The organism is Pseudomonas sp. YH-1 (assembly GCF_051990045.1).
Lineage (GTDB): Bacteria > Pseudomonadota > Gammaproteobacteria > Pseudomonadales > Pseudomonadaceae > Pseudomonas > Pseudomonas nicosulfuronedens.
On record NZ_CP178184.1, the window covers coordinates 6,563,893 to 6,576,282 of the forward strand.

The 12,390-nt window shown below is 64.3% G+C and carries 11 protein-coding genes; 5 read left to right on the forward strand and 6 right to left on the reverse strand.

Translation table 11 applies throughout. The features are described 5' to 3' along the window. The first annotated feature begins 30 nt into the window (after positions 1 to 30). Positions 31 to 1,482 (forward strand): pyruvate kinase, encoded by a 1,452-nt coding sequence (gene pyk / locus ACKI1H_RS30455; RefSeq protein WP_440467254.1) that lies wholly within the window; start codon positions 31 to 33, stop codon positions 1,480 to 1,482. 402 nt (positions 1,483 to 1,884) lie between these two features. On the opposite strand, the gene ACKI1H_RS30460 is transcribed toward pyk, so the two are convergent. From ACKI1H_RS30460 to ACKI1H_RS30470, 3 genes are read right to left on the reverse strand one after another with little or no spacing between them, the layout of a single operon-like run. Beyond that, positions 1,885 to 2,658 (reverse strand): enoyl-CoA hydratase-related protein, encoded by a 774-nt coding sequence (locus ACKI1H_RS30460; protein ID WP_440467255.1) that lies wholly within the window; start codon positions 2,656 to 2,658, stop codon positions 1,885 to 1,887. A 37-nt stretch (positions 2,659 to 2,695) separates the two neighbouring features. Further along, positions 2,696 to 3,634, reverse strand: a complete 939-nt coding sequence (locus tag ACKI1H_RS30465) for an iron-sulfur-binding ferredoxin reductase (protein WP_440467256.1) — start codon at positions 3,632 to 3,634, stop codon at positions 2,696 to 2,698. After that, a complete protein-coding gene (locus tag ACKI1H_RS30470; RefSeq protein ID WP_138522234.1) occupies positions 3,627 to 4,754 on the reverse strand; it encodes a GGDEF domain-containing protein in 1,128 nt (375 codons plus the stop codon). The genes ACKI1H_RS30465 and ACKI1H_RS30470 overlap by 8 nt, the downstream gene beginning before the upstream one ends. 253 nt (positions 4,755 to 5,007) lie before the next feature. On the opposite strand from ACKI1H_RS30470, the gene ACKI1H_RS30475 reads away from it, so the two are divergent. The 4 genes from ACKI1H_RS30475 to ACKI1H_RS30490 all read left to right on the forward strand — a co-directional run bounded on the left by ACKI1H_RS30475 (position 5,008) and on the right by ACKI1H_RS30490 (position 10,798). After that, the gene (locus ACKI1H_RS30475) at positions 5,008 to 6,531 is read left to right on the forward strand and encodes a fumarate hydratase (RefSeq protein ID WP_440467257.1); all 1,524 of its coding nucleotides are present in this window, start codon (positions 5,008 to 5,010) and stop codon (positions 6,529 to 6,531) included. A gap of 336 nt (positions 6,532 to 6,867) precedes the next feature. Beyond that, positions 6,868 to 8,097, forward strand: coding sequence for a c-type cytochrome (locus ACKI1H_RS30480; RefSeq protein ID WP_440467258.1), 1,230 nt, complete (start codon positions 6,868 to 6,870; stop codon positions 8,095 to 8,097). Positions 8,098 to 8,130: 33 nt separating this feature from the next. Next, on the forward strand, positions 8,131 to 8,577 hold the full coding sequence (locus tag ACKI1H_RS30485) for a (2Fe-2S)-binding protein (protein WP_440467259.1): 447 nt from the start codon (positions 8,131 to 8,133) through the stop codon (positions 8,575 to 8,577). Further along, positions 8,558 to 10,798, forward strand: a complete 2,241-nt coding sequence (locus tag ACKI1H_RS30490) for a molybdopterin cofactor-binding domain-containing protein (RefSeq protein ID WP_440467260.1) — start codon at positions 8,558 to 8,560, stop codon at positions 10,796 to 10,798. The genes ACKI1H_RS30485 and ACKI1H_RS30490 overlap by 20 nt, the downstream gene beginning before the upstream one ends. Before the next feature lie 55 nt (positions 10,799 to 10,853). On the opposite strand, the gene ACKI1H_RS30495 is transcribed toward ACKI1H_RS30490, so the two are convergent. The 3 genes from ACKI1H_RS30495 to ACKI1H_RS30505 all read right to left on the reverse strand — a co-directional run bounded on the left by ACKI1H_RS30495 (position 10,854) and on the right by ACKI1H_RS30505 (position 12,371). Next, positions 10,854 to 11,354 (reverse strand): hypothetical protein, encoded by a 501-nt coding sequence (locus ACKI1H_RS30495; RefSeq protein ID WP_138522236.1) that lies wholly within the window; start codon positions 11,352 to 11,354, stop codon positions 10,854 to 10,856. Between the two features lie 96 nt (positions 11,355 to 11,450). Continuing rightward, positions 11,451 to 11,756 carry a ribbon-helix-helix domain-containing protein gene (locus ACKI1H_RS30500; RefSeq protein WP_138522238.1) on the reverse strand — a complete coding sequence of 102 codons (306 nt, stop codon included), beginning with the start codon at positions 11,754 to 11,756 and terminating at the stop codon, positions 11,451 to 11,453. A 33-nt stretch (positions 11,757 to 11,789) separates the two neighbouring features. Then, positions 11,790 to 12,371: a DJ-1/PfpI family protein gene (locus ACKI1H_RS30505; RefSeq protein WP_440467261.1), complete on the reverse strand. Its 582-nt coding sequence runs from the start codon at positions 12,369 to 12,371 to the stop codon at positions 11,790 to 11,792. Positions 12,372 to 12,390 lie beyond the last annotated feature (19 nt).

A 12,390-nucleotide genomic window follows, 5' to 3' on the forward strand; every position in this document is an offset into this window, starting at 1 on the left:
CTGACCGCTGCTTTCCCCTAGGAGTCCCGCATGTCCCTTCGCCGCACCAAGATCGTCGCCACCCTCGGCCCAGCCAGCAATTCCCCCGAAGTCCTGGAACAGCTGATCCTCGCCGGGCTCGACGTCGCCCGTCTGAACTTCTCCCACGGCACTCCCGACGAACACCGCGCGCGCGCCCAGCTGGTGCGCGACATCGCCGCCAAGCACGGCCGCTTCGTGGCGCTGCTGGGCGACCTGCAGGGTCCGAAGATCCGTATCGCCAAGTTCGCCAACAAGCGCATCGAACTGGCAGTGGGCGACACCTTCCGCTTCTCCACCAGCCACCCGCGTACCGAAGGCAACCAGCAAGTGGTCGGCATCGACTACCCGGATCTGGTGAAGGACTGCGGCGTGGGCGACGAACTGCTGCTGGACGACGGTCGCGTGGTCATGGCGGTGAAGGAAGTGAAGGCGGACGAACTGGTCTGCGAAGTGATCATCGGCGGCCCGCTGTCCGACCATAAAGGCATCAACCGCCGTGGCGGCGGCCTCACCGCGCCGGCCCTGACCGAAAAGGACAAGGCCGACATCAAGCTGGCCGCGAGCATGGACCTGGACTACGTCGCCGTGTCCTTCCCGCGTGACGCCAAGGACATGGAATACGCCCGCAGCCTGCTCACCGAAGCCGGCGGCACCGCCTGGCTGGTAGCCAAGATCGAGCGCGCCGAAGCCGTGGCCGACGACGAAGCCCTGGACGGCCTGATCCGCGCCAGCGACGCCGTGATGGTGGCCCGTGGCGACCTCGGCGTGGAAATCGGCGATGCCGAGCTGGTAGGCATCCAGAAGAAGATCATTCTGCACGCGCGCCGCTACAACAAGGCCGTGATCACTGCGACCCAGATGATGGAGTCGATGATCCACAACCCGATGCCGACCCGTGCGGAAGTCTCCGACGTGGCCAACGCCGTGCTCGACTACACCGACGCCGTGATGCTCTCGGCAGAGTCCGCCGCCGGCGAATACCCGGTGGAAGCGGTGAAGGCCATGGCGCGCATCTGCGCCGGCGCCGAGAAGCACCCGACCACCAAGAAGTCCAGCCACCGTATCGGCCAGACCTTCGAGCGCTGCGACGAGAGCATCGCCCTGGCCACCATGTACACCGCCAACCACTTCCCGGGCGTCAAGGCGATCATCTGCCTGACCGAAAGCGGTTACACCCCGTTGATCATGTCGCGCATCCGTTCCTCGGTGCCGATCTTCGCCTACTCCCCGCACCGCGAGACCCAGGCCCGCGTGGCGCTGTTCCGTGGCGTGGAGACCATCCCCTTCGACCCGGCTGCCCTGCCGCCGGAGCGGGTCAGCCAGGAAGCAGTCGACGCGCTGCTGCAACGTGGCGTGGTGACCAAAGGCGACTGGGTGATCCTGACCAAGGGCGACAGCTACACCACCCAGGGCGGCACCAACACCATGAAGGTGCTGCACGTGGGCGACCTGCTGGCCTGATCCTGCTGTAAGTGAAATTGAAAAGGCCGCCCTCAGGCGGCCTTTTCATTTCTGGCGCAAATGCAGAGCCGTACCTGTAGGAGCGAGCTTGCTCGCGAACCATGCCCCGGCAGCAACAGCGTCAAGCGGTTCGCGAGCAAGCTCGCTCCTACCAAGAGCCCCTTCGCCAGATTCCAGCTGGTAGCTCACTTCTTGCTCAATCTGCTTCAAGCCGCGTGGCGTCTGGCTTACAGCGATTGCACCAGAGCTTATCCACAGCACCTTCCACACCTTGTGTGGGCAACCTGCCGGGCATCGCTCAAATACCGCTCAATCCCCTGCAGGCCACGGCTGGCGTGAGGTAGCCGGGTTGCCCCAGAGCTTATCCACAGCGCGTTCCACAGATTGTGTGGGCAACCTGTCTCAGAGGAACTTCGAAAAATCCGGCTGACGGCGCTGGGTGAAGGCGCTCAGCGCTTCATGGGCTTCCGGCGAATGCAGGCGCTGCACGAAGTGCTGTCCTTCCTCCGCCACCACACGGCGCAGTTCCTCGATAAAGGGCGCTTTCAGCAGGCGCTTGCTCAACGCCACCGCCGCCGGCGGCAACTGCTGGAAGGCCTGGCAAACCTCACGGGCACGCTCCAGCGCAGCCGCACCGTCTTCCAGCGCCTCATTGGCGATGCCGTAGGCCACGGCCTGCACGCCGGTGAAACCTTCGCCGCGCAGCAACAGGCTGGAAGCCTTCACCGGGCCGACCAGACGCGGCACCAGGAAGCTGGAGCCGAACTCCGGGCACAGGCCCAGGTTGACGAAGGGCATCTTCAGTTTGGCGCCCTTGGCGATGAATACCTGGTCGCAATGCAGCAGCAGCGTGGTGCCGATACCCACGGCCGGGCCGGCGACGGCGGCGACCACCGGCTTGGTGAACTCCATCAGCGCGCGCATGAAACGGAACACCGCGCTGTCCGGGCCGCTCGGCGGCTCCTGGAGGAAGTCGACGATGTCATTGCCGCTGGTGAAGCACTCGGCGTTGCCGGTGATCAGCACCACGCGCACCGAACGATCCTCCTGCGCCGCTTCCAGGGCATCGGCGAGGCCCGCGTACATGGTGCGGGTCAGCGCGTTCATCTTGTCCGGACGGTTCAGGCGCAGGGTCAGCAGTCCCTCTTCGCGCTCGACGAGAATCTGTTCGCTCATGGCAAGTCCTTGTTCTTATTGAGGGGTGGGGACCGGTTCAGGCGTGGGGCAGGAACCGGTCGGCCAGCGTCTGGCCACGGGGCACGCCGCAGAGATAAAGGCGGCGGGCGAAAGCATCGACGCTGGCGGGATGGCCGCAGAGTAAGGCGAGGGTTCGCCGCGAAACAAGCCGGAGTTGCGCCAAAACCTCGGCCGACTCGGCCGTGGTCATCAGCGTCACGTCCAGCTCCGGATGGCTGGCGGCCAGGGATTGCAGGGGCTCGGCCAGATAGTGGCCAGCGTGGTCATGGGCCTGGTGAATGACGCGGATCGGCCCGCTGTGATGCTGCCGCAGCGCTTCGCGCAGCACCCCCCAGAGCGGCGCCAGGCCAGTGCCAGAAGCCATCAGCAGCAGCGGCCGCCCATGCCATTCCGGGTCGTAGTGCAGCGCGCCGCCACGCAGTTCGCCCAGGCGCAGCCCATCGCCGACCTTCAGGCCACGGGCGAAATCAGCGAAGGCGCCGCGCTCACGGCAGTCGATGTGAAACTCCAGCCAGGGATCGAGCCCCGGTACGCTGGCCAGGGAATAGGGCCGCGCGACGCCTTCGCCACTCCAGAGGATCAGGTGCTGTCCGGCGCCGTAGCGCAGCGGGCGCTGCGGGGTGAGGCGCAGGCGCAGCACGTCCGGCGCCAGCCAATCCAGCTCAGTGACCGTAGCGGGCAGACCATCGCGCAGGGGATCGAAAGCCTCCACCGAAAGGTCCTCGATCACCCGGCACTGGCAGGATAGTCGCCAGCCTGCTTCGTGCCGGGCGCTATCCAGTGCCTCAGGCAAGGCATCCAGCACTTCACCGCGGATGCAGCGCACCAGGCAGGCATGACAACTGCCGGCCCGGCAGCTGTAGGGCACGGCAATGCCGGCCCCGCGCAAGGCATCGAGCAGGTTGACTCCGGGGCTTACCGAAAAGCGTTGCGATCCGGCCTGTATTTCAGGCACGCGTCCACTCCCATGCGGCATCGCAGCGGTTGCGTCCGCTGCGTTTCGCACGGTAGAGCGCCTGGTCGGCCCGTTGCAAGGCCTCGTCGAGATCATCGTCGGCGTCGAGCAGCGTCATACCCGCCGAGAGGCTGAGCACTTCAATGTTCACCCCCACCGGCTCCGCCGCCGAATAGGCCAGCCGCAGGCGTTCACAGCAGGTGGTCAGGCGATCGGCATCGGCGTTGGGCAGCAGCAGGACGAACTCCTCGCCGCCATAACGCGCCAGCACGTCGCCTTCGCGCAAGCAGGCCCGAGCCACAGCCGCGAAGGTCTGCAGTACACGGTCACCGGCGGCGTGGCCGTGAACGTCGTTGATCCGCTTGAAGTGATCCAGGTCGATCAGCGCCAGGCCGTGGCGCTGGCCATCACGCATTTCTTCCAGCGCACGGCCGGCCAGACGAATGAAGTGCCGGCGATTGAACAGCCCGGTGAGTTCGTCGGTCGCCACCAGGTCCTCCAGCTGACGCATCATGCCGCGCAGGGTGTCCTGGTGAGCCTGCAGCGCATACCGGCGCTGGCGCATGCGTTGGCGCAGCGACTGCACGTAGCCGGCAAACAGGCTCAGCCAGGTGAGCACGATGAACAGCACCAGCAACTGCAGCACGGCCTGGGCCGGCAGTTGCAGGCGCTGCTGGAAGGCTTCGTGGAGGTTCAGGCCGGCAAAGGCAATGAACGCCAGTGCGGCGCAACGGGCAAATACCCGTGGCTGCAACTGGAACACGCCGAACAGCAGGATCAGCACGTAGAGCACCATCAGCGTGCCGCGTGCAGTATCGACGTTGGCCAGGAACAGGGTATTCCAGACCACTGCCACCAGCACCTGCGGCTCGGTCATGCTCGGGTCGGTGAAACGCTGGTTGCGCCCGCTGAAGAACAGCCAGGCGAACACCAGCTGACTGCCGGCGACCAGCAGCGTGCACGTCAGGGCAAAGCTGACGGGGGCGCGGTAGAACTCGCCGAACACGGCCAACCACAACAACAGAAGCGCCAGCGCATAGGTCCCGAGGGCCATGCCGAATCGCCTGATGAGTAGTTTTTGTAAGGCGTGCTGCTTCAGAGGTGGTTTCAGCGTGCTCATGGGGCTCCGTCCCGTAATGGCACCTGGCCTTCACTCTACTATCAAAGCGCCTCAGTGCCTAGCCGATCGGAATGTGGGCAGCCGTTACCAGGAGCAGAGCCCATCTGGGACCAAGGTCGGATCACTGGCAAGTGCGCGGCAAGCGACCGCAGCGCTATACTATGGCGCCTTTTTTCGCCGCAGCCGTGTCGGCGAACCCCTGATGTAACAGGCTAGAAGCCTGTCTTACCCCGCCTGAAGAGGACCGTGCTCCATGGCCGTGATCAAGCAAGACGACCTGATCCAGAGCGTCGCCGATGCCCTGCAGTTCATCTCCTACTACCACCCGGTTGATTTCATCCAGGCCATGCATGAGGCCTACCTGCGCGAAGAATCGCCGGCTGCTCGGGACTCGATGGCGCAGATCCTGATCAACTCGCGCATGTGCGCCACCGGCCACCGCCCGATCTGCCAGGACACCGGTATCGTCACCGTGTTCGTCCGCGTCGGCATGGACGTGAGCTGGGCCGGCGCCACCATGAGCGTCGACGACATGATCAACGAAGGCGTGCGTCGCGCCTACAACCTGCCGGAAAACGTCCTGCGCGCCTCCATCCTGGCCGACCCGGCCGGCGCGCGTAAGAACACCAAGGACAACACCCCGGCGGTGATCCACTACTCCATCGTCCCCGGCAACACCGTGGAAGTGGACGTCGCGGCCAAGGGCGGCGGCTCCGAGAACAAGTCGAAGATGGCCATGCTCAACCCGTCCGACTCCATCGTCGACTGGGTGCTGAAGACCGTTCCGACCATGGGTGCCGGCTGGTGCCCGCCGGGCATGCTCGGCATCGGCATCGGCGGTACCGCCGAGAAAGCCGCGGTGATGGCGAAGGAAGTCCTGATGGACGAAATCGACATCCACGAACTGAAGGCCCGCGGCCCGCAGAACAAGATCGAGGAAATGCGCCTCGAGCTGTTCGAGAAGGTCAACCAGCTGGGCATCGGCGCCCAGGGCCTGGGCGGCCTGACCACCGTGCTCGACGTGAAGATCATGGACTACCCGACCCACGCCGCCTCGCTGCCGGTCTGCATGATCCCCAACTGCGCCGCCACCCGTCACGCGCACTTCGTGCTTGATGGTTCCGGCCCGGCCGAACTAGAAGCGCCGTCCCTGGACGCCTACCCGGAAATCGTCTGGGAAGCCGGCCCGTCCGCGCGCCGCGTCAACCTCGACAGCATCACCCCGGAAGAAGTGCAGGGCTGGAAGCCGGGCGAGACCATCCTGCTCAACGGCAAGATGCTCACCGGCCGCGACGCCGCGCACAAGCGCATGGTCGACATGCTGAACAAGGGCGAAGAGCTGCCGGTGGACCTCAAGGGTCGCTTCATCTACTACGTCGGCCCGGTCGATCCGGTCGGTGACGAAGTGGTTGGCCCGGCTGGCCCGACCACCGCGACCCGCATGGACAAGTTCACCCGCCAGATCCTCGAGCAGACCGGTCTGCTGGGCATGATCGGCAAGTCCGAGCGCGGCCCCATCGCCATCGAAGCGATCAAGGACAACAAGGCCGTCTACCTGATGGCCGTGGGCGGCGCCGCCTACCTGGTCGCCCAGGCGATCAAGAAGTCCAAGGTCCTGGCCTTCGCCGAACTGGGCATGGAAGCGATCTACGAGTTCGAAGTCAAAGACATGCCGGTGACCGTTGCGGTCGACACCAATGGCGAGTCGGTGCACATCACCGGCCCGGCCATCTGGCAGAAGAAGATCGCCGAGAACCTGGCGGTGGAAGTGCAGTAATCACTGCGTGACCGCTCCCTGAAAAAGCCCGGCCCTGTGCCGGGCTTTTTCATGCCTGTTGTTCCCCCGCCGACTCGGATTTGCCCAAGCCCCTGTCCGAGAAATCCGATTCGCCCCTCCCCCGCCGCTTGCGCCCCCAGACAACTGGTAGCGTTCCGACCAGTTGTCTGCGCCGCCTGTTCGTTCGTGCCGATCGCCCCCTCACTCCGCAAGGCCGTCGGCATGTCGAAGCCGCACCAGTCCAGTAGAGAACTGCCCCCGACGAGCCGCTGATAACGCTGCCCCGAGCACCCGCCAGGCTCACCTGCGATCGATAGTCCCCACGGATAGGTAGTGATGAAGAACAGCCTGACATCGGCCACGACAGCGCTTCTGGCCGCCCTTCTCTGCATGAGTGCCCAGGCTTCGGACATGGAGTCCGAGCTGGTCGCTCGCGGCCGCTATATCAGTCTCCTTGGCAATTGCCAGGCCTGTCACACGACTGCCGGCGAGAAACCCTACGCAGGCGGGGTAAAGCTGCAATCCCCATTCGGAACCCTGGTGGGTTCCAACATCACCCCGGACCCGGAGACCGGCCTGGGCCAATGGGCCTTCGACGACTTCAAGCGCGCAATGAGTGAGGGCAAGGGCAGGAATGGCCTTCTCTACCCGGCGATGCCCTACCCCTACTATCACCGCGTGACCGACGAGGACAACACGGCGCTCTGGGCCTACCTGAAGAGCATCGAGCCCGTACGCCATCCGGTTCAGAGCAACCTGCTGCCATTCCCCTACAACCAACGCTACCTGATGCTCGGCTGGAACCTGCTCAACTTTTCCAGCAAACCATTCGAGGCCGATCCGGGCAGGAGCCCGGAATGGAATCGGGGTGCCTATATCGTTGAAGGCCTTGGCCACTGCGGCGGCTGCCATACCCCGAAGAACCTGATTGGCGGCGACGAAACCTCTCGCGCCCTGAGCGGCTACGTCGTGGACTCCTGGTACGCCACCGATATCACCGCCAACGGCTACACCGGCATCGGCGACTGGAGCGTGGCGGATATCACCGAGTACCTCAGGACCGGGCGCAATCGCTTCGACACCGCCTCAGGCCCCATGGCCGAAGTCGTCAACGACTCCTCTCAGCACTGGACCGAGGCGGACGCCAAGGCCGTCGCCGTCTATCTCAAGGAAAGTGCCTCGAGCACCGCCAAGGCACCGCGGCCGCTGGGCGACGAAGACCCTCGCCTCGCCCGCGGCGCCGATGTCTACGCCTTCTTCTGCACCGGCTGCCATGGCGCGACAGGGCGCGGTGTCGCCCGCCTGTTCCCGCCGCTGGCCGATACCGCGCTGGTTCGAGGAGAAAGCCCCGCCTCCCTGCTGCGCATCGTGCTCGGCGGTAGCCGCCAGGGCGTGGACACCGCCCTGGGCGCTCCCGGCATGCCGGCCTTCGCCCGGCACCTGGATGACCGGCAGATCGCCGACGTGCTGACCTTCCTGCGTAATCACTGGGGTAATGCCGCGACGCCTGTATCCACGGAAGCGGTACGAACGATGCGCCAGCAACTGAAGGCTGGCGCGAAATGATGCCCGTCCGGGCAAGTCCTCTGGAGACAAACGATGGTGACTTTTGAACTGAACGGGAAACCGTTCTCCTTCGACGGCGACGGCATGACACCGCTGCTCTGGGTCATACGGGAAAACGCCGGCCTCACCGGCAGCAAATTCGGTTGCGGCATCGGGGCCTGTGGCGCCTGCACCATGCACCTCAACGGCGAAGCCGTGCGCACCTGCATCCTTCCGGTATCCACCGTTGCCGGCATGAAGATCACCACGATCGAAGGCCTTTCCAATGACCTCAGCCATCCCGTGCAGAAGGCCTGGATCGCCGAGGACGTGCCCCAGTGCGGCTACTGCCAGTCGGGCATGATCATGAGCGCAGCCGCGCTGCTCGAACTGTCTCCCACTCCCACGGACGAACAAATCGACGAGTGCGTGACCAATCTCTGCCGTTGTGCCACCTACCATCGCATCAGGAAGGCCATCCATGCCGCAGCCAAGAACTGATGTCAGTAACGCACTGGACTTCAAGTCCATGGATCGTCGCAGCTTCCTGAAAACCGGACTCCTGGTCGCGGGCTGCCTGGTACTGCCGGTGTCCCTGCGCACCGCCGATGCGACAGACAGCGCCGAAGCAAAACAGGGAATGGTCGAGATCACCGACTGGATTCGCATTGGTCCGGATGGCACCACCGTCCTGGGATTGTCCCAGGCGGAAGTCGGTCAGGGAGTCTGGACCGGCCTCCCACAGGTACTGGCGGATGAGATGGACGCCGACTGGAACCGTGTGCGAGTCGAATTCGTCACGGCTCGCGATGCCTATCGCACCGCTGCGGCCCACGAGAAGCTGCAGCAGTTCGTCGGTGGCTCGACCTCGGTGACCATGTTCTACCAGCGATTGCGCATCGCCGGTGCCCAGGCGCGCCGGGCCTTCGTCCAGGCAGCGGCCCTGCGTTGGGGCGTCGCCCCCAGCCAGTGCACGACACAGAAGGGGCAGGTACTGCACGCCACCAGCCAGCGCTCGTTGAGCTACGCCGAGCTGATCGCCGATGCTGCGAAAATCCCTCTTGAGCCCAACCCGACACTTAAGGCCGATACCCAGCAGAACCTCGTCAACCACTGGCTGCCCAAACTCGACACACCGCAGAAGTGCAACGGCTCGGCGGTGTTCGGCATCGATGTGCAAGTACCGGACATGCTCAACGGATCGATCCGTACAGCCCCGACCCTGGGCGGCAAGCCGGTCAAGGTCAACAACCAGGACGCGATCCGCCAGCGCCCGGGGGTTCATGCCGTGGTCATGGCCAAGGACGTGGTCATCGTGGTCGCCGAGACGTTCTGGATCGCCAAGCAGGCCTGCGACGCACTGGATGTGGAATGGGAAGAGAGCGATGCCTCCCTCAACAGCGGTGCCATCGCTGCCGAGGTCAAGGCGGCACTGGATGCCAAGGACAGCCCGATAGCGCTCAAGCAAGGCGATCCGCTGGGAATCATCGGTGCATCGTCGCGGGTCATCCAGGCCGAGTACCACGTGCCCTACATCGTCCATGCGACCATGGAACCGGTGAACGCTACGGTCCACGTGCGTGAGGGCGAAGTGGAGGTCTGGGGGCCGATCCAGGGCCAGGACCTGGTGCGCTGGACCCTGGGCGACATGTTCAAGATACCTGCGGAGAAGGTCATCGTGAACACCACCTTCCTGGGTGGAAGCTTTGGTCGCAAATACGTTCCCGACTTCGTCATACATGCCGCTGTCGCGTCCGCGGCCGTGGGCAAGCCGGTGAAAGTGCTGCGCACCCGCGAGGATGACCTGCGCCACGGCTTCTACCGTCCGAACGTGTCGGGTCGACTGAAGGCCGCCCTGGACAAGGACGGCAACATCGCGGCGCTGCAGGCACGCCTGGCCGGCCAGTCACTCTACTACCAGATCAAGCGGGCGAACTTCGACGGCAACGGCGGCTGGGACGAGACCATGGTGGACGGCATCTACAACGCGGCCTACCAGCTACCGAACCTCCAGGTCGAAAGCACCAACGTCATCCAGAACATCCCGGTCAGCTTCATGCGCAGCGTCGGCTCTACCGGCTCGGTCTTCATGTACGAGAGTTTCATCAGTGAGCTGGCCGATGCCGCGGGTGTGGAACAGACCGAGTTCCGTCGACGAATGCTGCAGCACGACCCCACCAGCCTCGCCGTCATTGACCACACCCTGAAGCGGGCAGACTGGACCACCCCTCCCGCCGACGGATTGTTCCGTGGTTTCGCCTTTTCCATGTATGTCGGCCGCGCCAATGCCTACCGTTCCTATGCCGCCGTGGTGGCCGAAATCAGGATAAAGGCCAATGGGCGGTTCAAGGTGGAGCGCCTGGTCTGCGGCGTGGACTGCGGCCGGCCGATCAACCAGAACCTGATCAGCAGCATGGTCGAAGGCAGCATGGGCTTTGCGCTGACAAACACCTTCAAGAGCAAGATCACCTTTGAAGGTGGGGCCGTGGTACAGGGCAACTTCCCGGACTACCGCTTGCTGTTCCTGCGCGAAATGCCTCATGTCGAGGTGGAAATCATCGACAGCCAACGACCACCACAAGGACTGGGCGAAATCACCATGCCGCCGGTGGCGCCAGCGGTGGCCCAGGCGCTCTACCAGGCGACCAAGATCCGCCTTCGTTCGCTGCCACTTCCCGGCAGCCTCGCAGAGGCACAGGCCTACGCCAAGGAGCAATCGTAACCCCGTGTCGTCGTCCAGCCCGGCTCTGTGCCGGGCTTCTTCATGCTCGCGAGGTTCAGAGCAGGGTTTCCAGGCTCGACTGGATGGCCTCGGTACGTTCTTCAATCTGCTCGGCCGCTGATGCCGGCTTGAAGTTGATGTTCAGCACCCCCGACTCCAGTGCCACTTTGCTGTGGTAATCGCTCGTCGAAGCCTGGCTGGCGTCATAGCGGACAACGACTCGCTTCAGCTTGCCCTGCACTGCCTGCCGCCCCTGGTCATAGGAAGTCAGCATTTCCAGTGCCTCGGCCAACGGTACGAAGTACACGTTGGTCCAATAATCCTCGGCTGCGTAATGAGCGGCCTGCCCCGGCAGGGCGATACTCTCCCAGTCCACTTCGACGGGGACGGCAAAACCGGCGGACTCATGGATGTCGCGCAACTGCTCGATGAAGGCATTCTGCTGATAGGCCACGATGGCCTCACGCTCCGCGGAGTTGGGCTCAGCGATCGATAGCCCGACAATACCTCCCGCCAGCAGAGCTGAGAGGAGCAATGAGCGGATACTGGATGACATGGGAAACTCCCGGAAACTGGCAACGCAGGAGTCTAGGGAGACCGCGCCAGCTTCCGGGATCGGACTATTCGGCAATCACCGTGCGAGGAAGCTGAATCAGGACGCGCTGCGCGTCACCAGACTCAGCTCCGTCACCTTGTCACGGCGCTGCGCCAGGAAGCGCGTGCAGCTCACCCGCAGGAAGGAAGCGAAGTTCACCACCTCCCCGCGGTAATCCATCACCTCGTCGTAGAGCTTGGTGATCAGCTGGTTGGTGGTCATGCCGTCCACCTCGGCAATCTCGCGCAGGATGTCCCAGAACTGGTTCTCCAGGCGCAGCGTGGTGACCACGCCACGGATACGCAGCGAGCGGGAGCGCGACTCGTAGAGAATCGGGTCGGCCTTGACGTAGAGTTCGCACATGAACGGCTTCTCCAGCTTCGATGTCGAGTCAGTCTACAGGCTGATCTTCGTACCCAGTACCTCGAGGAACTTCGCCAGCCACGCCGGGTGCGCCGGCCAAGCCGGGGCGGTAACCAGGTTGCCATCGACATGGGCCGCGTCCACGGGGATGTCCACGTACTCGCCACCGGCCAGGGTCACTTCCGGACCGCAGGCCGGATAGGCGCTGCAGGAGCGGCCCTTGAGCACGCCGGCAGCGGCCAGCAGCTGGGCACCGTGGCAAACGGCGGCGATGGGCTTCTTCGCCGCGTTGAAAGCTTTCACCAGCTCGATCACTTTCGTATTCAGGCGCAGGTATTCCGGAGCTCGGCCGCCGGGAATCAGCAGTGCGTCGTAGTCTTCGGCGCGCACATCGGCGAAGTTGGCGTTGAGGGCGAAGTTGTGACCCGGCTTCTCGCTGTAGGTCTGGTCGCCTTCGAAATCGTGGATGGCGGTGCGGATGCTCTGGCCGGCCTTCTTGTCCGGGCAGACCGCATGGACGGTGTGTCCGACCATCAGCAGGGCCTGGAACGGCACCATGGTTTCGTAGTCTTCGGCGTAGTCGCCGACCAGCATCAGGATCTTCTTCGCGGCCATCTGGGCATCCTCCCGGCAG

Bases quoted from the DNA above. Each gene is read 5' to 3' on its own strand.
- ACKI1H_RS30475 (WP_440467257.1), top strand. From the start codon at position 5,008: ATGGCCGTGATCAAGCAAGACGACCTGATCCAGAGCGTCGCCGATGCC.
- ACKI1H_RS30480 (WP_440467258.1), top strand. From the start codon at position 6,868: ATGAAGAACAGCCTGACATCGGCCACGACAGCGCTTCTGGCCGCCCTT.
- ACKI1H_RS30460 (WP_440467255.1), bottom strand. From the start codon at position 2,658: ATGAGCGAACAGATTCTCGTCGAGCGCGAAGAGGGACTGCTGACCCTG.
- ACKI1H_RS30500 (WP_138522238.1), bottom strand. From the start codon at position 11,756: ATGTGCGAACTCTACGTCAAGGCCGACCCGATTCTCTACGAGTCGCGC.
- ACKI1H_RS30490 (WP_440467260.1), top strand. From the start codon at position 8,558: ATGCCGCAGCCAAGAACTGATGTCAGTAACGCACTGGACTTCAAGTCC.
- ACKI1H_RS30470 (WP_138522234.1), bottom strand. From the start codon at position 4,754: ATGAGCACGCTGAAACCACCTCTGAAGCAGCACGCCTTACAAAAACTA.
- ACKI1H_RS30485 (WP_440467259.1), top strand. From the start codon at position 8,131: ATGGTGACTTTTGAACTGAACGGGAAACCGTTCTCCTTCGACGGCGAC.
- ACKI1H_RS30505 (WP_440467261.1), bottom strand. From the start codon at position 12,371: ATGGCCGCGAAGAAGATCCTGATGCTGGTCGGCGACTACGCCGAAGAC.
- pyk (WP_440467254.1), top strand. From the start codon at position 31: ATGTCCCTTCGCCGCACCAAGATCGTCGCCACCCTCGGCCCAGCCAGC.
- ACKI1H_RS30495 (WP_138522236.1), bottom strand. From the start codon at position 11,354: ATGTCATCCAGTATCCGCTCATTGCTCCTCTCAGCTCTGCTGGCGGGA.